The sequence below is a fragment of the Pseudomonas sp. Choline-02u-1 genome (genome assembly GCF_002836515.1).
In the GTDB taxonomy this organism is placed as follows: Bacteria; Pseudomonadota; Gammaproteobacteria; order Pseudomonadales; family Pseudomonadaceae; genus Aquipseudomonas.
Genome location: NZ_PJBC01000061.1, coordinates 69,652 through 89,490, shown reverse-complemented (window position 1 = coordinate 89,490; position 19,839 = coordinate 69,652). Strand labels below are relative to the sequence as shown.

Here is a 19,839-nt window from a genome sequence, read left to right as displayed (position 1 = left end):
TACGTAGGCTCTCGTAACGGCCGTACAAGCACGGAGCTTATGACCAGCAGCCCAACCCCCGGCAGTGCCCACCTGGACACCGCGCTCAGTCCTGCTCGCCTGCGGGTCACCGGCGACTGGACGCTGGCCCATTACACGGCGCTCAAGCACCTGAGTGAAAAGCTCCACGGTCAATACGACGCCAGTACCCCGATCGACCTGAACGGCCTCGGCGCTCTCGACACCGCCGGCGCCTCGTTGCTGGTCGAACTGCTCGGTTCCGAACGGCTGGGCAAGTCTGCCGAACACCCCGATTGCACCCTTTCGACGGCCGACCGCGCCTTGCTGCAAACCGTGTACCGCTCGCTGAGCGATTTCTGCGTGCCGATCAAAGAGCCGGAAGTCAGCGTCAGCGTGCAACTGCTGACGCGCATCGGCCGCGCGGTGGATAAAGTCTGGAGCGACACAACGCAGCTGCTCGGCTTCGTCGGGCTGATTCTCGAAGTCATCGCCCGTGGCCTGTTTCGGCCCAGGCGCTGGCGCATCACGCCGATGATCGCGCACATCGAGCAGACCGGCCTCGACGCCGCGCCAATCGTGGCCCTGCTGACGTTTCTGGTCGGCGCGGTGGTGGCGTTTCTCGGCGCCACGGTGCTGGCCAGTTTCGGCGCGACAATTTTTACCGTGGATCTGGTCGGCTTCTCGTTCCTGCGCGAATTCGCCGTGTTGCTGACGGCGATCCTGATGGCCGGGCGCACCGCCAGCGCGTTCACCGCGCAGATCGGCTCGATGAAAGCCAACGAAGAAATCGACGCCATCCGCACCCTCGGTCTCGACCCGATGGAGCTGCTGGTGGTGCCACGGGTGCTGGCGCTGCTGGTGGCGCTGCCCATGCTGACCTTTCTGGCGATGCTCTCGGGGATTGTTGGCGGCGGTGTGGTCTGCGCGGTGTCGCTGGACATCTCGCCGGCGATGTTCCTCTCGCTGCTGCAATCGGACATCGGTGTACAGCACTTTCTGGTCGGCATGGTGAAAGCGCCGATTTTCGCTTTCCTGATCGCGGCGATCGGTTGCCTGGAAGGTTTCAAGGTCAGCGGCAGCGCCGAGTCGGTCGGTGCGCACACCACTTCCAGCGTGGTGCAGTCAATTTTCGTGGTGATCGTGCTCGACGCGGTGGCTGCGCTGTTTTTCATGGAGATGGGCTGGTGAGTCGTTTACCCCGCGCGCCCTCGGAGGCGGTGATCGAGGTCCGTGGCCTGTGCAATCGCTTCGGCCCGCAGAGCGTGCACGAGAACCTTGATCTGGACGTGTACAAAGGCGAAATCCTCGCCGTGGTCGGTGGCTCCGGCACCGGCAAGTCGGTGCTGCTGCGCAGCATCGTCGGGCTGAATCGGCCCAGCGAAGGCATGGTCAAGGTCTTCGGCCAGAACCTGCCGAATCTGCCCGAGCATGAACGCTCGCTGATCGAAAGGCGCTTCGGTGTGTTGTTTCAGAAAGGCGCGCTGTTTTCCTCGCTGACCGTTACCGAAAACGTCGCCCTGCCCCTGATCGAACACGCCGGCCTCAGTCGCCACGACGCCGAGCATCTGGCAGCGGTGAAGCTGGCGCTGGCCGGGCTGCCGTTGTCGGCGGCGGACAAGTACCCGGCGTCGCTGTCCGGCGGCATGATCAAGCGCGCGGCATTGGCCCGCGCCCTGGCACTGGATCCGGACATTCTGTTTCTCGACGAACCCACTGCCGGCCTCGATCCGATTGGCGCGGCGCAGTTCGATCAATTGATCCTGACCCTGCGCGATGCGCTCGGCCTCAGCGTGTTTCTGGTGACCCACGACCTCGACACGTTGTACACCATCACCGACCGGGTAGCGGTGCTGGCGCAGAAAAAGGTACTGGTTGCCGGGCCCATCGACGAGGTCTCGGAAACCGACGACGCGTGGATTCACGAATACTTCCACGGCCCGCGTGGCCGCTCGGCGCTGGACGCCGCCAAACTGCTCAACGAGGTCTGACATGGAAACCCGAGCCCATCATGTGTTGATCGGCCTGTTCACGGTGATCGTCGTGGCCGGCGCCCTGCTCTTCGGCCTGTTTCTGGCCAAGTCCAGCGTCGACACCGAGTTCAAGGATTACGAAGTGGTGTTCAACGAGGCGGTCAGCGGTTTGTCCAAGGGCAGTTCGGTGCAGTACAGCGGGATCAAGGTCGGCGATGTGGTCAGCCTGCGCCTCGACCCGCAGGACCCGCGCCGGGTGCTGGCGCGGATTCGTCTGGCGGGCGACACGCCGGTCAAGGAAGACACCCAGGCCAAACTGGCGCTGACCGGCATCACCGGCACCTCGATCATCCAGCTCAGCGGCGGCACGCCCGAGAGCCCGAAACTGCGCGGCCATGACGGCAGTCTGCCGACGCTGATCGCCTCGCCCTCGCCTATCTCGCGCCTGCTCAACGACAGCAGCGATTTGATGACCGGCATCAGTGCCTTGCTGCAAAACGCCAATCACATGTTCTCCGCCGAGAACGTCGAGCGCGTGAGCAAGACCCTCGCCCATCTCGAACAGACCACCGGCACCATCAACGACCAGCGCGGCGATATCAAACAAGCCATGCAGCAACTGGCGACGGTCGGCAAGCAGGCCGGCAGCATGCTCGAACAGACCTCGCTGCTGATGCGCAACGCGAACGGCTTGCTCAACGATCAGGGCAAGCAGGCGTTGGGCAGCGCCGAGCAGGCGATGAAGTCGCTGGAGCAAAGTAGCGTGACCATCAATGGCCTGCTCAGCAAAAACCAGCATTCGCTGGATAACGGCATGCAGGGCCTCAACGGCCTGGCCCCGGCGATTCGCGAACTGCGCGAGACGCTGACCTCACTGCGCGCCATTTCCCAACGCCTCGAGGCCAACCCCAGCGGCTACCTGCTGGGCAGCGACAAGAACAAGGAATTCACCCCATGAAGCTGACTCGAATCGCCCTGCTCGGCGCTGGCCTGACCCTGATCGGCGCGTGCTCGATCTTGCCCAAATCGGAACCCTCGGACGTCTATCGCCTGCCCGCCGCGCCAGCGCCCGCCTCGGCCAATGCGCTGACGCAGTCGTGGTCGTTGCGGCTGAATAAATTGCAGGCCAGCGAAGCGCTGAACCGGCCGAGCATTGCCGTTATCCCGCAGGGCGATGTGATCAGCAGCTACAAGGGCTCGCGCTGGAGCGATCCGGCGCCGGTGCTGCTGCGCAATCGCTTGCTCGACGGTTTTGCGCGGGATGGTCGCGTGACGCTCTTGAGCACGGACGACAGCAATTTTCAGGCAGATCTGGAACTGGGCGGCAGTTTGCAGGCCTTTCAGACCGAATATCAGGGCGCGCAGGCCGGCGTTGTGGTGCGGGTCGATGCGTTGCTGGTGCGCGGGTACGACCAACGCATCCTCGCCAGCCGCCGTTTTGAAGAACGCCAGCCGTTGAGCGATGTGCAGGTGCCGGCGGTGGTCGCCGGGTTTGGGCAGGCCAGTGATCGGCTTACGGCCGAAGTCGTCGCTTGGGCGGTCGAACAAGGCCAGACATTAGCGCCACAGTCCCGCTGATCCCCTACAACCTGTGGGAGCGGGCTTGCTCGCGAAGGCGGAGCGTCAGGCAACGCTATGTGACGGACACGCCGCCTTCGCGAGCAAGCCCACTCCCACAATGGAAATTTTGCTTAGCCAAAGAACCAGTAGCAGACTGCGATCGCACCTACTACCCCGGCAAACTCCGCCAGCAACGCACATCCCACCGCGTGCCGCGCGCGCTGAATCCCCACCGCGCCGAAGTACACCGCCAGCACGTAGAACGTGGTTTCGGTACTGCCCTGCACCGTCGCCGCGACCAGCGCGGGGAAGCTGTCGACGCCGGAAGTCTGCATCGTCTCGATGAGCATCGCCCGCGCGGCGCTGCCGGAGAACGGTTTGACCATCGCTGTCGGCAGCGCATCGACGAAGCGCGTGTCCCAACCGGCCCACTCGACCAGATGCCGAATACCGTCCAGGCCGAAGTCCAGCGCACCAGAGGCGCGCAATACACCCACTGCGCAAAGCATCGCCACCAGATACGGCAGCAGGTTCTTCGCCACATCGAAGCCTTCTTTCGCGCCTTCGACGAATGCCTCGTAGACCTTGACCTTGCGCAGCGCGCCGATCAGCAGAAACAGCATGATCAAGCCGAACAGCGTGAGATTGCCGAGGATCGACGACAATCCCGCCAGCGCTGTCGCGGAAAGCGTGCCGAGCAGGGCCATGAAGCCGCCGAGGAGCAGCGCGCCGGGGACCAGATAGGCCAGCACCACCGGGTCCCAGATGCGCAAACGCTGCATGAAGGCCACGGAGAGGAAACCGACGATGGTCGAGCAACTGGTCGCCAGCAGGATCGGCAGGAACACCAGCGTCGGATCCGGCGCGCCTTGCTGGGCGCGGTACATGAAGATGGTCACGGGCAGCAGGGTCAGCGACGAGGCGTTGAGCACCAGAAACAGGATCTGCGCGTTACTGGCGATGGTGGCGCTGGGGTTGAGCTCCTGCAGCGCTTTCATGGCTTTCAGGCCGATCGGCGTGGCGGCATTGTCCAGGCCCAGACCGTTGGCGGCAAAGTTCAGCGTGATCAGGCCAAGGGCAGGGTGGCCGGCGGGGACTTCGGGCATCAGCCGCAGGAACAGCGGGCCGAGGACCTTGGCCAGCCACTCGACGATGCCGGCCTTTTCGGCAATGCGCAGAAAGCCCAGCCATAAGGTGAGGGTGCCGAACAGCAGCACCATGACTTCGACCGAGAGCTTGGCCATGGCGAAAATGCTTTCCACCATCGCCGCGAAGATCCCGGCGTTGCCGCCGATCAGCCACTGCGCCAGCGCCGACACGGCTGCCACGATGAAGAAGCCAAGCCACAGGCCATTAAGCATCAGTCAAATCCCCCGAAGAATGCGGCGAATGATAACGGGGTCGCCAGAAACGACAAACCCCGGATTGCTCCGGGGTTTGTCTGGGTCTGCCAGCGCCCGGTTATGGGCTGGCATTGATTTCCTGTAGGAGCTGCCGGAGGCTGCGATCTTTTGATTTTATTTTTTAACAGCAAGATCAACAGATCGCGGCCTTCGGCAGCTCCTACAGGGTTTTGCATCAGTTCTTGGAAATCTCGCCAGCCGGCAGTTTTTCCTTGCTGCGCCAGTGCGGCAGGGAGTTCCAGTAGCGCTGGCCCTTGGCGTCGTCGTACATGCCTTCCCAGCGTGCGATGACCAGCACCGCCAAGGCGTTACCAATCACGTTCAATGCGGTACGTGCCATGTCCATGATCCGATCGACACCGGCGATGAACGCCAGGCCTTCCAGCGGGATGCCAACGCTGCCCAAAGTGGCCAGCAGCACCACGAAAGACACGCCCGGTACGCCGGCGATACCTTTGGAGGTGACCATCAGCGTCAACACCAGCAGCAGTTGCTGGCTGATCGACAGGTCGATGCCATACAGCTGGGCAATGAAGATCGCCGCGATCGACTGATACAGGGTCGAGCCGTCGAGGTTGAACGAGTAACCGGTTGGCACCACGAAGCTGCAGATCGCTTTCGGCGCGCCGTAGGCTTCCATCTTCTCGATCACCCGTGGCAGTACGGTTTCCGAGGAGGCGGTGGAGTAGGCCAGCACCAGCTCATCCTTGAAGATGCGCATCAGCTTGAGCACCGAGAAGCCGAACAGCCTGGCGATCAGGCCCAGCACCACGAAGGCGAAGAAAGCGATGGCCACGTAAACCAGAATCACCAGTTTTGCCAGCGGCACGAGGGACGCAAAGCCGAAGTTGGCAACGGTCACCGCGATCAGTGCGAATACGCCGATCGGGGCGTAGTTCATGATCATGTGGGTGACTTTGAACATGCTTTCCGAGACGCCCTGGAACATCTTCACCAGCGGCTCGCGCAGGTCCGACTGCAGGCTCGACAGGCCCAGACCGAACAGTACGGAGAAGAAGATGATCGGCAGCATTTCACCGCGGGCCATGGCCGCGAAGATGTTCGACGGGATCAGGTTGAGGATGGTTTCGATGAACGCATGTTCATGCTGCACTTCGGCGGCGGTTGCCTGGTACTTGGAGATATCCACCGTGCCCAGGGTGCTCATGTCGATGCCGGTGCCCGGATGGAACACGTTGGCCAGCACCAGGCCGACCACGATGGCGATGGTGGTGACAATCTCGAAATAGATGATGGTTTTGAGGCCGATACGCCCGAGCTTCTTGGCGTCCCCGACGCCGGCGATGCCGACGATCAGCGAGGAAATGACGATCGGGATCACGATCATCTTGATCAGACGGATAAAGATATCGCCTGCCGGTTGCAGGACGTTGCTGATCCACCAGGCCTTCTCGGCGCTGAAGTGGTTGAGCAACGCACCCAGTGCAATCCCCAGAACCAGACCGATGAGGATCTGCCAGGCGAGGCTGATTTTTGCCTTCTTCATTATCTTTACCCTTACTTGCGTTTGACTCAGGCACATGCAGGAACTGGAACGCTGGTCAGCGGAAAAGTCTGTGCATCTGCCTCCGTATAAGGTGCCCCGAATCGCGTAATTACGGCTCTTCGGCAGGCGAAAAAAGGCGCAACTATTCCGATGCAAGATGGCGCCGTCTAATGCCGTAAACGCCTACCCTATGCCGAATCGGCATGAGCTTTTTCAATTGAAACTGGCGTCCCAAGCGGTTCGATTGTGACATTTAAGCCGGCATAAGCGCCGTGAACCGGCCATTACAGCGTAGGCCGAATGGATTTTTCACAGGCGAATTCGGCAGAAATTTGTGGAAAAAGTCTGAATCGCAAGACTAGAAGTCACACGGATCGAGCGCGATCTTTGTCGATATACGGTCACCGCAAACGCCGCAAACAATTTTGCGCGCAGTGTGGGCGATTAAGAGAAGGGATTGGCGTGCTGGATCAACATTCGAGCTGGTTCAAAGCCCAGCGCAGGTTCGTCAGACTCTGGGGTCGACGAACCTGCGGCGCAGCTTTTACCCTGACCCGGCCCTTGCGCAGGTACTCCCTGTACCCGTAGGTCACTCCGACCCTGCATCAATCAGAACGTCCCGGCCCCCTGGTCATGCACCGCCCTCGTCGGGTGGCGCAATGAAAAGCAGCGGGCGCTGCTTTCGTGTTCAAAAACCTTGTGCGTCCTGCATCAGTACCACTTCGGATCTTTCTTCAGGGTTTCCATCAGCAGATCCTGCATGCCCTCATCAGGTTTGCCGAAGAAGCGATAGGTCGCATGTCGCGTCGGCGACTTGTCCTGCGGCAGACCTTCCGGCACATCGACCAGCATGGCGTAGGCGTCATCCTTGTCGAAGCTGAAGGCAACGATCAAACGGTGATTCAGGCACTTGTCCTGACTCTCGCAGAGCGGGCCGACCAGATATTGATCGCCATCTTCCGTAACGGCATGCATCTGTTGCTCGGAGGTGCCGGACAGGTTGATCACCCATTCCGGTACGCGCTCTTCCTTTTTGATCACGCCTTCCCAGGTTTCACGGTACTGCGCGTCGGAGGCGAGCAGTTCATTGACCCGGGTCTGGCCGTCATTGGCCGCCATGGCCATGGCACTGCCGCCCAGAAGCAGGGCGGCGGCCAATGTCTTGAGACCGATCATCGTTAACCTCGGCCGCGACGGCCAAAGAAGAAGGAAGCGATGAACATCACCAGGAACACGACAAAGAGAATCTTGGCGATACCCGTGGCGGTGCCCGCGATACCACCGAAGCCCAGAACGGCGGCGATGATGGCAATGATCAAGAATGTAATTGCCCAGCTCAACATGGTGATTCTCCTTACTTCTCTATTTAGGGGTGTTTGCGGTTTCCGACGCTGCGCGTCCGAATGTATTCAGCGGGTTAGAAAACCCAGCGTTCTTCGCGAGGCAGTTGATCCAGCGGTTGCGCCTGGTCGACATCGATCATGTGCATCGAAGCGTTTTCGGCCTGGCTGCTGCTCACGGCACTGAAGTGCTTTTGCGTGCTGTGCTGCATCGAAATCAGTGGCTCGGGTTTACGGCTGTTTTCCCAGCTCATGTACTGCTGGCAGACGATCAGGGTGATCAACAACGCCAGTACACCGAACAGACCCTGCTGGATCTGCAGTGGCGAAATACCTACTTGGGCGGCGATTGGGCGAGTCATCCTGTGTTCCTCACGCTTGTTCGGTTGGGGCAGTGCTGTTCTGCCCGGGCTGAGTGAGGTATTGCAGTCTGCATGCCAGTTTTTTAAAGTCTAAAAAACCCAATAAAAACAATGGTTTGTATGCGTATGAGAAATTTACTGCGACGCATCCTGCACGATGGCTCTTCTGCGGTCGTGCGCAATGCACGATTATTTCGTGGGAAATTTCGATGATATGGAATTGCTACCGGTACGCGGATGTCAGAAGAGGACGCAGGATCTGCCCTGCAAAACGCAAAATGTTTTAAAACTCAACGAAATCAATGAATTGGCCGTTATGGCAGTAGAGAGCTACCCTCCTATGGCTGGTATCGTTCAGAATCAACCATGCAACTTGCCCGATTTTTCCGGGACTAACCCAAGACTAATCACTATGGAGCGTAGGAAAAATGGAATCTGCCACTGAGCAACAAGGCCGCATTCTGCTGGTGGACGATGAATCCGCCATCCTGCGTACGTTTCGTTATTGCCTCGAAGATGAAGGCTATACGGTAGCCACGGCCAACAGTGCAGCTCAGGCCGAAGCGCTGCTGCAACGTCAGGTCTTCGATCTGTGCTTCCTCGATTTGCGTCTGGGCGAGGACAACGGTCTCGACGTCCTCGCGCAAATGCGCATTCAGGCGCCGTGGATGCGCGTGGTGATCGTCACCGCCCATTCGGCGGTCGACACCGCTGTTGATGCCATCCAGGCGGGTGCCGCCGACTATCTGGTCAAGCCATGCAGCCCCGACCAATTGCGTCTGGCCACCGCCAAACAATTGGAAGTGCGCCAGCTCTCCGCGCGTCTTGAAGCGCTCGAAGGCGAGATCCGCAAACCAAAAGACGGGCTCGATTCCCACAGCCCGGCGATGAAAGTCGTGCTGGAGACGGCCCGTCAGGTGGCGAGCACTGACGCCAACATTCTGATCCTCGGCGAATCCGGCACCGGTAAAGGCGAATTGGCCCGTGCGATCCACGGCTGGAGCAAACGCGAGAAGAAGTCCTGCGTCACTATCAACTGTCCGTCGCTGACTGCCGAGCTGATGGAAAGCGAGCTGTTCGGTCACAGCCGTGGCGCGTTCACCGGTGCCAGTGAAAGCACCTTGGGTCGGGTCAACCAGGCGGACGGCGGTACGCTGTTTCTCGACGAGATCGGCGACTTTCCTCTGACCCTGCAACCAAAGTTGCTGCGCTTCATCCAGGACAAGGAATACGAGCGGGTAGGCGATCCGGTGACTCGCCGCGCCGATGTGCGCATCCTCGCCGCCACCAACCTCAACCTCGAAGACATGGTTCGCGACGGCCGTTTCCGTGAAGACCTGCTCTATCGCCTCAACGTCATCACTTTGCACCTGCCGCCATTGCGCGAGCGCGCCGAAGACATCCTGACCCTCGCCGATCGCTTCCTCGCACGTTTCGTCAAAGAGTACGCACGCCCGGCGCGCGGCTTCAGCGATGAGGCGCGCGAAGCGCTGCTCGGCTATCGCTGGCCGGGCAACATTCGTGAACTGCGCAACGTGGTCGAGCGGGCCAGCATCATCTGCCCGCAGGAACGCGTAGAAATCAGCCACCTTGGTATGGCCGAACAACCGGCCAACAACGCGCCACGGGTTGGCGCGGCGCTGAGCCTGGATGAACTGGAGAAAGCGCACATTGGCGCGGTGCTGGCCACCGCCGGCACCCTGGACCAGGCGGCGAAAACCCTCGGCATCGACGCCTCGACCCTGTATCGCAAACGCAAGCAGTACAACCTGTGAGCAGTGCGCGATGAAACTGGCGATCAAGCTGCGTACGCGCCTGTTCCTGAGCATCTCTGCGTTGATCACTGTGGCCTTGCTTGGACTTCTGCTCGGGCTGGTCAGCGTGATGCAGATGGCCGGGTCCCAGGAAGCGCTGGTACGCAGCAATTTCGTCACGCTGGATCTGGGACTCAAGCTGCGCCAGACCCTTGGCGATCAATTGATCATCATGCTCGCGGAAAAACCCGATCCCGTTGCGTTCGAAGCGTCCAAGCAACACTATTTCGAGCTGCTCGATCAGGGCATCGCCCAGCAGCAGGAGGGCGATGACCAGCCTTACGGTTTCCGCCAGGCCAAGGCCGATTACCTGCACTTCCTTGCCTCGTTCGATGTGACTGCCGAAGCGGCCAGGAACGCCAGCACCAGCGCGGATTTCCGCGAGCGCTTCAATATTCTTCGTAATGGTTTGATCGCTGAGCACAAACACGCGCTGGAAACCATCAACGCGGTTCAGCACGCTGCCCGCGAACGCGCCTTGCTGATTGCCGGGCTGCTTGGCCTGGTCGGGCTGGCGGTACTGATCATCGGTTTCGTCACCGCTCAAGGCATCGCCCGACGTTTCGGCGCGCCTATCGAAGCGCTGGCCAAAGCTGCCGACAACATCGGCCAGGGCAACTATGACGTGACCCTGCCGATTTCCACGGCCATGGAAGTGAATCTGTTGTCGCGGCGCTTCGGCCTGATGGCCGAGGCATTGCGCGAACACCAGGCGATGAATGTCGACGAACTGTTGGCCGGTCAGCAGCGCTTGCAAGCGGTGCTCGACAGTATCGACGACGGTTTGTTGATGATTGATCGCCAGGGCCAGCTCGAACACCTCAACCCGGTGGCTCAGCGCCAGTTGGGCTGGGAAGACGACCGACTCGGCCAGGGCCTGGGCACTGCACTCGGTCGTCCGGAGCTGGATGCACAACTGCAATTGGTCCTGCGCGGCGGCACGCTGGAGCGGGCGCCAGAAGATCTCAGCATCGAAGTCGACGGCGAGTCGCGTCTGCTGACCTACAGCCTGACGCCGGTCAGCCACACCCAGGGACATATTCTCGGCGCGGTCATGGTGCTGCACGATGTCACCGAACAACGCGCGTTCGAGCGCGTCCGTAGCGAATTTGTTTTGCGCGCTTCCCATGAGCTGCGCACGCCGGTGACGGGCATGCACATGGCCTTCGGGTTGTTTCGCGAGCGGGCGAAATTCCCGGCGGAGTCGCGCGAGGCTGACCTGCTGGATACGGTCAACGAAGAAATGCAGCGCCTGATGCAGTTGATCAATGACTTGCTCAATTTCTCGCGCTACCAGAACGGTCTGCAAAAACTCACCCTGGCGCCATGCTCCATCGAAGACTTGCTGGAGCAGGCGCAACTGCGTTTTGCCGACGCGGCGGTGGCCAAAGGTGTAGCGCTGAATGTCGAGATTCAAGGGCCATTGCCGAGATTGCAGGCCGATCAGGCGCAACTCGACCGCGTCCTCGACAACCTCATCGACAATGCGCTGCGCCACACCGCCCGCGACGGGCAAATCCGTCTGCAGGCGCGCCGCCATGGCGAGCGGGTGATCATCAGCGTCGAAGACAATGGCGAAGGCATTGCCTACGGTCAGCAGGGGCGGATCTTCGAGCCGTTCGTGCAGGTCGGACGCAAGAAGGGCGGCGCCGGTCTCGGGCTGGCGCTGTGCAAGGAAATCGTCCAGTTGCACGGCGGGCGCATGGGTGTTTATTCGCGGCCGGGGCAGGGCACGCAGTTCTACATGGCGCTGGCGGTTTAAGCTTCGTCGTCCATACGCCGTCCGGCGAGGCGTCTGCCGCGAGTGATCAGTTCGATGAATTGCACGGCGCTCAGCGCATGGGCGAACAACCAGCCCTGTCCGAATTTGACGCCCTCACTGCTGAGCAATGTCGCTTGGGATTCCAGCTCGATGCCTTCGGCAATCACTTTCAGATCCAGCGCCTGCGCCATGTGAATGATGTGTGGCGCGACGCCGCTGCTCGCCGCGTCATGGCCCAGCGCATCGATAAAGGCCTTGTCGATCTTCAGGCAGTCCACCGGCAGGGTCTGCAGGTAGGCGAGGCTGCAATAGCCCGTGCCGAAATCATCGATCAGCACTTGATGGCCGACATCGCGCAGGGCTTGCAGATTTTCCCTCGCCACCACCACATCGATGAGGCCGCGTTCAGTGACTTCGAAGGCAATCTGCCGCGCGGCGACACGGTGCAGCGCCAGCAGGCGCGCCATCACCTGGCCGATGCGCGGCACCATGACATCGCAGGCGGCGAGGTTCACCGAAATGTACAGCTGCGGATTGGCGCGCAGTAACTGGCCCAACTGCTCAAGCAGGCGCTGCAGCACGAAGTCCGTCATCTGGCGGATTTGTCCGGTGTTCTCCGCCATTGGAATGAACAGGTCGGGGCTGGTCAGGGTGCCGTCCGGGCGGCGCCAGCGCAGCAAGGCTTCGGCACCAACGCAGTTGCGGCTGTCGAGGTCGAAGATCGGTTGATACAGCACCTGCAGCTCACCCCGGCGGATCGCTCCGTGCAGCTCGGCATCCAGGGACTGGCGCTGGCGCACCAGCAGGAAGGTCAGGAAACCGACGATGGCCCCGGCAATCAGGCACACCGGCAACAGCCACCACCACACAGCCGGGACATGCATGCCAGTGCGCGGCGTAATGAGCACCAGCTGATATTCCGGATTGTCGGTGGGCATACGGTAAATCAGCCGCGTCTGCGTCACTTGCAGGGCATCACGGCTTTTCGGTGGCCAGGGTTCGGTCGGCGGCCAGGCCTGTTCAGTGCCCAGCACCGGGATGGCACGAGTGCCGTGATTGAGCACCACCAGCAGGCTGCTGCCGGGCGACAGATCGACCATGTCGGTCAAATGCCCGCGTGAGGTAGCGACGCGAAAATTGCCGCGGCCGAGCATCAGCGCCGCGCGGTTTTCATCCGGTTCGGTCGTGGTGTTCAGCCAATAACTGTAGGTCGGGCCCTGGATGTCCGGCGCGCGATTCAATGACAGGCCTTCCTGATGCGGGCGATTGGAGCAGAACCGCGAGGCGTCCATGTATGCGGCTTCATAGACGAAGCGGTAGTTGAAGGTGACTTGCTGCAACGTCGCGATCATTTCCTCGTCGCAGCCGCGCAAGGGCTGGGCTTCGAGATCGTCGAGGCTTTCGCGCAACTGGCCGAACAATTGTTCGAGACGGGCGAGAAAGCGCTCGCCCTGGGCGTTCATCTCCTGACTCTCGCGCATTTCCATCTGGCGCATCGCCGCGAACATACCGCCGGCAATCAACAGACTGGCACTGAGGACAGCCGCAATCATCGCCAAAAAAACAGGGCGATAAAACCAGCTACGCAGCGTCTCTCGGGTTGCAGCCATCAAGGGATTTCCGAAGAATTACCATGAGTTATAGCTGCTGATTACGATTTCGCCCTGACCGTCGGGCGGGCGTCATTATTTTGTCTGGTTGAGCACCAGAAGAAGTGCTGCAGTTTGCGCATCCGGCGTGCCGTCGAAGCGGGCAGGGCGGTAATGCATCTGGAACGCGGCGAGGACATGGCGCGTGGCGACGTCCAGCTCACCGGTTTGCGGCGTGTCATAACCCAGACGCGCGAGTTGCGCCTGGAACCAGCCGATCTCCGGCAACGGGCTGCTATCGAATACTGCCTGCTGACGTGCCACCGCTTGCTCGTTCGGCCACAGCCCCAGCCCTTCATCAGCCAGACGCTTCCACGGGAACAGCGGCCCGGGATCAAGCTTGCGCAGCGGCGCGATGTCGCTGTGGCCAATGATGTGCCGGGAGCTGATGCCGTTGCGTTTGCTGATGTCCTTGAGCAGCGTGATCAGCGACTGGATTTGCGCTTCGCTGTAGGGGTACCACAGGCGCCCGGTCGGGGTGTCCTTGTAGCCGGGATTGACGATTTCAATGCCGATAGAACTGGAATTCAACCAGGTCCGGCCCTGCCACTGACTCTCGCCGGCGTGCCAGGCGCGCTGGTTTTCATCCATCAACTTATAGATCGTGCCGCCCTTGTCATCGCCGATCAGGTAATGGCTGCTGACCTCGCCGTGGGTCAGCAGCTGCAGCGAGCGCTCCAGCGACGCCGAGGTGTAATGCACCACAACGAACTGGATGCGACTGTCGTAATTGGCTGACGGATGGCTGGTGTTGTAGCGCGGGCCGCTGGCGCAACCAGCGAGGACGAGCAGCGAAGCAACAAGGGCAAAAAATTTCATAGGCAGAGGACGGTACGCAGAAGACGATAATGCAACAGTGTAACGTACGGATTTCACCTGAGGCCGCCAGCGGGCGAATTTAAACAAAATGGAACAATTGCCTCAACCCAGCTCCACTCGGTTGCGGCCGGCATTTTTCGCTCGATACAGCGCTTGATCGGCTCTTTTCAGCACAAGATCGCTATGTTCTCCAGTTCGGAACGATGCGAGTCCCATGGAAATCGTGATGGTTACGCGCTCACCCTTGAAGTGAAACGGGCAGGCTTCAATCGCTGCGCGCAGGGTTTCCAGCAATTTTGCGCCAACCGCCGGCGGCGTTGCTGGCAGTAACAGGACAAATTCTTCGCCGCCGAAACGGGCAATGAAGTCCGAACCACGCAGGCGTTTGCGCAGTACCGTAGCGATGATTTTGAGGACTTTATCGCCGGCCAGATGACCGTAATTATCGTTGATGCGCTTGAAATGATCGAGGTCAAGCATGGCCAGGCTCAAGGTATTGCCATGCTGCTGCCATTGCTGGATTTCATGCTCGAGGCGTTCACTCCACGCCGCGCGGTTGGGCAGGCCGGTCAGCGGGTCGATCAGGGCTTTCTGCCGCTGTTCCTCAAGGTGTTCGCGAAAGCCCAAGGCTTCCTGTTCCATATGCGCCACCCGCTCCGACAGGCTTTTCAGTCTGGCGGCGACTTCCTGCTCGCGGGTGTCGCGCTGCTTCTGGTGCTGGTCCATCGTTCCCAGCAGGCCTTCCAGATGATTCTCCAGCACATGCTTGAGGTCATCGAGGTCGGCCGCTTGCTGGACGCTGCTCTGCAAGCCGTCGACCTGTTCACGGATTTGAGTGTCCATGGCCCGCGCCGCCGAGCTGTTGTCGGCATGCCCTTCGCTGGCGGCTTGCAGATTGCTCTGAAACGCTTCGAGGCGTTCGTTGAGCTGCTGCAGATAGGCTTCGAATTCATGCTGGCCACTGTCGGTAATCGCCAGCATCAAGGTTGCGAGATCGTCGAGGATCGGTAGCAATTCGTACCAGTTAAGACCATGTTTGAGCCGTTCGCGCATGGCTTCGGCTTGCGGCCGGTGGCGCTCGGGCAGGGTCAGGTCGTCGAGCAGGCCGATCAAGGTGTCTTCGATATGCCGGGCCACGGAGCTGTAGGACGGCTCGGGCGAGTCCGGCAGGGCGAAGAGGATGTCGTGCTCGGACTGATCCGGGTCGATGGCAGCCAAGGCTTGGGCGATCGGCTCGGGCAAGGGCAGAGTGTCGAGAATCAGCGGCGATGGATCGCCGGGATGGCTCAGTTCGTCCGGGTTGAATGCCTGGGCAACGAGTGGTTGCGCAGCTGAGTCTGGCGCGGCCGGAGCGGCGGGCTCAAGCGGCATTGGCTCGACATCGACGGTGACAACAGGCGTAGCGAACGCGACGATTTGCGCTTCGGGCGAGTCCTGTACAGGCGCCTCGACGGTCGCGGCGGGCGCAACAATCGCAGGCTCGGCGTCTGCGATCGGTGCCATTTGCGCTGGCTCCGGTTCAGGTTGCGCGGTGGCGACCGGCTGCGGCGCTGGTGCGGCTGAAGTGTCTGCGAGCGCTGCAATGGATTCGTCAGGCTCGCGACTGCCGAAAAGACGCTGCAACAAGCCCGGCCGGCCCGGCTCGGCGGGCGTCTCCAACTGACTCAAGGCCTTGCCCTGCAAGCCACTGAGTTCGCTCAGCAGCAGCGGCATTTCCCGCGCCTGACCGACGCGGCTGTCCAGTTGTTTGGCGAATTTCTTCAGCGGCTGCGCAACTTCGCGCGGCAATGGCAGCGCTTGCAGCTGGGTGACCAGCGCAGTCAGCGCGGTGCTGACCTGATCGATACGGGTCTCACGACGCTGCTCCGAGTCGAGCACGGCTTTTTCCAGGCGCGGGAGCAGGGCGGCGAGGCCGGCGTCCATGTCATCGGTGCGCACGACTTCGCGCATCTCCTTCATGCACTGATCGACAGCCTTGTCGGTGCCTTCGGCCGCCAGCGTGCTGCGCACCAGACCGCGTCGCAGCAGGTCGAGTCGCGCGGCCCAGCGGCGTTCGAGCTTGTCCTGCTGCTCGATACTTTTCAGGTACTTCTCTTTCCAGCGCTGGGCGTCGTCGCTCATTCACAGGTTCCGCGAGGGGCAGGGCTCAACGCGGGCAATGCGTCGGCCGTGAGCGAACCCGGCAGACGAATTTCCACCGCGACCGGCAGGTGATCGGAAATGGGCTGGGCCAGTACCTCGACCTTTTCCAAAGTCAGGGTCGGGCTGAGCAGAATATGATCAAGGCACCGCTGTGGGCGCCAGCTGGGGAAGGTCGCTTCCACCTGCGGGGCCAGCAGGCCGAGATCGCGTAACGGCGAATGTTCGAGCAAGTCGCTGGCATGGGTGTTCATGTCGCCCATCAGCACTTGATGCTTGTAGCCGCTGATCAAGTCACGAATGTAGGCCAGTTGCAGGCTGCGCGTCCGCGCGCCGAGGGCCAGGTGCATCATCACCACCACCAGCGCTTGCGGACCTTCGCCGAAACGCAGCAGGATCGCGCCGCGACCTTTCGGGCCGGGCAGCGGATGATCTTCGATCGCCCACGGCTTGAGGCGACTGAGCACGCCATTGCTGTGCTGGGCCAGTCGGCCGAGGTTGCGATTGAGTTGTTGATACCAGTAGGGAAAGGCGCCGAGGTGGGCCAGGTGTTCGACCTGATTGACGTAGCCTGAGCGCAGACTTCCGCCATCGGCCTCCTGCAGAGCGACCAGATCGAAGTCGCCAAGCAGATCACCGATCTTCTGCAGATTGCCGGAACGCCCGTTGTGCGGCAGCAGATGCTGCCAGCTGCGGGTCAGGTAATGGCGATAGCGCTCGGTGCTGATGCCGACCTGGATGTTGAAACTGAGCAAGCGCAGACGCTGGTCCGCGGGCAGGCCCGTAGACGCCAGGTGATGCTCGTTGACCTGCGGATCATGCAGGCCAACGATGCGTTCGGACTTCCAGCGGCGCATGGCGAAAGCCGCGCTTAGTTGGCAGCCGCCTTGGTTGCCGCTCGCTCTTTGGCGACCAGGTCGTCAGCCAGTTTCAGTGCCTGCTCGGCACCACCGGCGGAGCCGATGTCGAAGCGGTATTTACCGTTGACGATCATGGTTGGCACGCCAGTGATTTCGTACTTCTTGGCCAGCTCGCGGGCCTTGACGATCTGACCCTTGATGGCGAACGAGTCGAAAGTGGCGAGGAACTTGTCCTTGTCCACGCCTTGAGTGGCGAGGAAGTCAGCCATGTCGTTTTTGTCGGTGAGCTTCTTGTGTTCTTTCTGAATCGCGTTGAATACCGCGTTGTGAACCTGATGTTCGACACCCATGGCTTCCAGGGTCAGGAACATTTGGCCATGAGCATCCCATGGACCACCGAACATGGCAGGGATGCGTACGAAATTGACGTCGGATGGCAGTTTTTCAACCCATGGATTGATCACCGGTTCAAAGGCGTAGCAATGCGGGCAGCCGTACCAGAACAGCTCGACCACTTCGATCTTGCCAGGCTTTGCCACCGGCACCGGATTGGCCAGTTCGACATAAGGGGCGGCAGGGGCTTCAGCGGCCTGGGCGGTGACGCCGAACAGGCTGGCAGCGACGAGTGCGGCGCTGATGATCAGATTACGCATGCTTTACTCCTGAACAATTTGGGTCGCCTCGCTCGACCTGTTTTGACACAGATCCTGGCGGGCATGAGTGCTGTAGTGTAACGGCAGCGGCCACAAAAAAGGGCGGCCTGAGCCACCCTTTTTATACTCGCTGCGAAGGATTAATCGAGCGTTAACGTGGCAGGCGTTGCGCGCCTCGTTCAACCCTCGAATCAGAGCCTCAGTGCAGGCCCTGGATGTAGCTGGAAACCGCAGCGATGTCTTCATCGCTCAGCTTGCGTGCGATGGTGCGCATGGTCATCGCGTCGCCGTCATTGGCGCGACCACCGTCTTCCTTGCGGAAGTCGGTCAGTTGCTTGGCGATGTATTGAGCGTGCTGGCCACCCAGATGCGGGAAGCCTGCTGCAGCGTTGCCGGCACCATTTGGCGAATGGCAGCCGGTGCAGGCTGGCAGACCTTTTTCCAGGTTGCCGCCACGGAACAGAGCTTCACCGCGAGCGACGATCTTTGGATCGGCGGCACCGACGCTGCCTTTCTGGCTGGCGAAGTAGGCGGAAATATCGGCCAGATCCTGATCATTCAGGTTGGTCAACAGGCCGGTCATCTCCAGCACCACGCGCTTGCCCGACTTGATGTCGTGCAATTGCTTGTCGAGGTAACGTTCACCTTGACCGGCCAGTTTCGGAAAATTCGGCGCCATGCTGTTGCCGTCCGGGCCATGGCAGGCCCCGCACACGGCAGCTTTGGCCTGGCCTGCTGCGGCATCGCCGGCAGCATGGGCGAAGCCTGAAATTCCCACGGTCAACAGCAGACTCACGATCAATTTGTTCATCAGCTAATCCAACTACGGCTAAGGGTTAAGTTATGGACCGGGCTTACTCTCGCTCATCCACAGGATGATGGCCTGGTAATCCTCGGCACTGCAGTCCATGCACAAACCACGCGGCGGCATCGCCTTGAAACCCTGGGTCACGTGTTGCACCAGCGTCCCCATACCTTTCGCCAACCTCGGCGTCCAAGCTTCCTGATCGCCTCTTTTGGGCGCCATGGGTAGTTGGCCGGAATGACAGGCACCACAAACACGGTTGTACACGGCTTCCGGATCCTGTGTAGCCTGTGCGCTGTAAAGCGGCATCAAGACTCCGGCAGCCAGCAGCCATTTCGTCATAAAACGACCTTTTCAGGGTTGAGAGCGTTCTGCGTTCTAATGCGCAATCAAAGTCTGGCGCTCTCGTGAACTTCATCCTTCGCTGGGACAAAGCACACACAAAATCTGCGGCATTATATACTGGCGTCACTGAAACGGAAGCGACACCGCGTTCCGCGCCCAATCCCGGCGCCGCCCACATCGGAAATCCCATGCAACTCAAGAATCCCATCCTCGGCCTGTGCCAACAGTCCACGTTCATGCTCAGTGCCGCCAAAGTCGATCAATGCCCTGACGATGAAGGCTTCGAAGTGGCGTTTGCCGGTCGTTCCAACGCCGGCAAATCCAGCGCGCTGAACACCCTGACTCATGCCAGCCTGGCGCGCACCTCGAAAACTCCGGGTCGCACACAGCTATTGAACTTCTTCAAGCTAGACGATGATCGCCGTCTGGTCGACCTGCCGGGCTACGGTTATGCAAAAGTACCGATCCCGCTCAAGCAACACTGGCAGCGCCACCTCGAGGCTTACCTCGGTGGCCGAGAGAGTTTGAAAGGTCTGATTCTGATGATGGACATCCGCCATCCAATGACCGACTTCGACCTGCTGATGCTCGACTGGGCCGTCGCGGCTGGCATGCCGATGCACATCCTGCTGACCAAAGCCGACAAGCTCACCTACGGCGCGGCAAAAAATACTCTGCTGAAAGTACAGTCGGAAATCCGCAAAGGCTGGGGCGACTCGATCACCATCCAGTTGTTCTCCGCACCAAAACGCATGGGCCTGGAAGAGGCCTACACTGTACTGGCCGACTGGATGGAACTGGCAGACAAAGGCGCCGAGGCGGCAGCCGAGTAATTCGGAATAGGGAAAAAT

At 60.7% G+C, this 19,839-nt stretch carries 19 protein-coding genes; 7 read left to right on the top strand and 12 right to left on the bottom strand.

What is annotated here, in order from left to right; all coding sequences use genetic code 11:
• Nucleotides 1–39: 39 nt before the first annotated feature.
• From CXF97_RS18150 to CXF97_RS18135, 4 genes are read left to right on the top strand one after another with little or no spacing between them, the layout of a single operon-like run.
• Nucleotides 40–1,188: an ABC transporter permease gene (locus CXF97_RS18150; protein ID WP_101159682.1), complete on the top strand. Its 1,149-nt coding sequence runs from the start codon at nucleotides 40–42 to the stop codon at nucleotides 1,186–1,188.
• The gene (locus CXF97_RS18145; protein WP_101159681.1) at nucleotides 1,185–1,988 is read left to right on the top strand and encodes an ABC transporter ATP-binding protein; all 804 of its coding nucleotides are present in this window, start codon (nucleotides 1,185–1,187) and stop codon (nucleotides 1,986–1,988) included. Before CXF97_RS18150 ends, CXF97_RS18145 begins: the two co-directional genes overlap by 4 nt.
• A gap of 1 nt (nucleotide 1,989) precedes the next feature.
• Nucleotides 1,990–2,928 (top strand): MlaD family protein, encoded by a 939-nt coding sequence (locus CXF97_RS18140; RefSeq protein ID WP_101159680.1) that lies wholly within the window; start codon nucleotides 1,990–1,992, stop codon nucleotides 2,926–2,928.
• Nucleotides 2,925–3,548: an ABC-type transport auxiliary lipoprotein family protein gene (locus CXF97_RS18135; protein WP_101159679.1), complete on the top strand. Its 624-nt coding sequence runs from the start codon at nucleotides 2,925–2,927 to the stop codon at nucleotides 3,546–3,548. Before CXF97_RS18140 ends, CXF97_RS18135 begins: the two co-directional genes overlap by 4 nt.
• 113 nt (nucleotides 3,549–3,661) lie before the next feature.
• On the opposite strand, the gene CXF97_RS18130 is transcribed toward CXF97_RS18135, so the two are convergent.
• From CXF97_RS18130 to CXF97_RS18110, 5 genes are all read right to left on the bottom strand, one after another.
• Nucleotides 3,662–4,891, bottom strand: a complete 1,230-nt coding sequence (locus CXF97_RS18130; RefSeq protein ID WP_101159678.1) for a nucleoside recognition domain-containing protein — start codon at nucleotides 4,889–4,891, stop codon at nucleotides 3,662–3,664.
• A gap of 217 nt (nucleotides 4,892–5,108) precedes the next feature.
• Complete coding sequence (gltP, locus tag CXF97_RS18125; RefSeq protein ID WP_101159677.1) at nucleotides 5,109–6,440, bottom strand: glutamate/aspartate:proton symporter GltP; 1,332 nt, start codon at nucleotides 6,438–6,440, stop codon at nucleotides 5,109–5,111.
• A gap of 711 nt (nucleotides 6,441–7,151) precedes the next feature.
• On the bottom strand, nucleotides 7,152–7,616 hold the full coding sequence (locus CXF97_RS18120; protein ID WP_101159676.1) for an inhibitor of vertebrate lysozyme family protein: 465 nt from the start codon (nucleotides 7,614–7,616) through the stop codon (nucleotides 7,152–7,154).
• A 2-nt stretch (nucleotides 7,617–7,618) separates the two neighbouring features.
• Nucleotides 7,619–7,783 carry a DUF1328 domain-containing protein gene (locus CXF97_RS18115; protein ID WP_003177151.1) on the bottom strand — a complete coding sequence of 55 codons (165 nt, stop codon included), beginning with the start codon at nucleotides 7,781–7,783 and terminating at the stop codon, nucleotides 7,619–7,621.
• 74 nt (nucleotides 7,784–7,857) lie between these two features.
• On the bottom strand, nucleotides 7,858–8,142 hold the full coding sequence (locus CXF97_RS18110; RefSeq protein ID WP_101159675.1) for a hypothetical protein: 285 nt from the start codon (nucleotides 8,140–8,142) through the stop codon (nucleotides 7,858–7,860).
• A 428-nt stretch (nucleotides 8,143–8,570) separates the two neighbouring features.
• On the opposite strand from CXF97_RS18110, the gene algB reads away from it, so the two are divergent.
• Nucleotides 8,571–9,917 (top strand): sigma-54-dependent response regulator transcription factor AlgB, encoded by a 1,347-nt coding sequence (gene algB, locus CXF97_RS18105; RefSeq protein ID WP_039757147.1) that lies wholly within the window; start codon nucleotides 8,571–8,573, stop codon nucleotides 9,915–9,917.
• Between the two features lie 10 nt (nucleotides 9,918–9,927).
• Nucleotides 9,928–11,718: an ATP-binding protein gene (locus tag CXF97_RS18100; protein ID WP_101159674.1), complete on the top strand. Its 1,791-nt coding sequence runs from the start codon at nucleotides 9,928–9,930 to the stop codon at nucleotides 11,716–11,718.
• Here the strand turns inward: CXF97_RS18100 and CXF97_RS18095 are convergent.
• The 7 genes from CXF97_RS18095 to CXF97_RS18060 form a co-directional block, all read right to left on the bottom strand.
• Complete coding sequence (locus CXF97_RS18095; RefSeq protein ID WP_178081212.1) at nucleotides 11,715–13,328, bottom strand: EAL domain-containing protein; 1,614 nt, start codon at nucleotides 13,326–13,328, stop codon at nucleotides 11,715–11,717. The genes CXF97_RS18100 and CXF97_RS18095 overlap by 4 nt on opposite strands.
• Before the next feature lie 75 nt (nucleotides 13,329–13,403).
• Nucleotides 13,404–14,186 carry an N-acetylmuramoyl-L-alanine amidase gene (locus CXF97_RS18090; protein ID WP_101159672.1) on the bottom strand — a complete coding sequence of 261 codons (783 nt, stop codon included), beginning with the start codon at nucleotides 14,184–14,186 and terminating at the stop codon, nucleotides 13,404–13,406.
• 102 nt (nucleotides 14,187–14,288) lie between these two features.
• Nucleotides 14,289–16,307 carry a GGDEF domain-containing protein gene (locus tag CXF97_RS18085; protein WP_101159671.1) on the bottom strand — a complete coding sequence of 673 codons (2,019 nt, stop codon included), beginning with the start codon at nucleotides 16,305–16,307 and terminating at the stop codon, nucleotides 14,289–14,291.
• The gene (locus CXF97_RS18080; RefSeq protein WP_101159670.1) at nucleotides 16,304–17,182 is read right to left on the bottom strand and encodes an endonuclease/exonuclease/phosphatase family protein; all 879 of its coding nucleotides are present in this window, start codon (nucleotides 17,180–17,182) and stop codon (nucleotides 16,304–16,306) included. Before CXF97_RS18080 ends, CXF97_RS18085 begins: the two co-directional genes overlap by 4 nt.
• Nucleotides 17,183–17,196: 14 nt before the next feature.
• A complete protein-coding gene (locus CXF97_RS18075) occupies nucleotides 17,197–17,838 on the bottom strand; it encodes a thiol:disulfide interchange protein DsbA/DsbL (RefSeq protein ID WP_039757142.1) in 642 nt (213 codons plus the stop codon).
• A 199-nt stretch (nucleotides 17,839–18,037) separates the two neighbouring features.
• Nucleotides 18,038–18,649, bottom strand: coding sequence for a cytochrome c (locus tag CXF97_RS18065; protein WP_101159668.1), 612 nt, complete (start codon nucleotides 18,647–18,649; stop codon nucleotides 18,038–18,040).
• Between the two features lie 30 nt (nucleotides 18,650–18,679).
• Nucleotides 18,680–18,985: a cytochrome c5 family protein gene (locus CXF97_RS18060; protein ID WP_101159667.1), complete on the bottom strand. Its 306-nt coding sequence runs from the start codon at nucleotides 18,983–18,985 to the stop codon at nucleotides 18,680–18,682.
• A 191-nt stretch (nucleotides 18,986–19,176) separates the two neighbouring features.
• Between CXF97_RS18060 and yihA the strand changes: the two genes are divergently transcribed.
• Nucleotides 19,177–19,821 carry a ribosome biogenesis GTP-binding protein YihA/YsxC gene (gene yihA / locus CXF97_RS18055; protein ID WP_039757139.1) on the top strand — a complete coding sequence of 215 codons (645 nt, stop codon included), beginning with the start codon at nucleotides 19,177–19,179 and terminating at the stop codon, nucleotides 19,819–19,821.
• Nucleotides 19,822–19,839 lie beyond the last annotated feature (18 nt).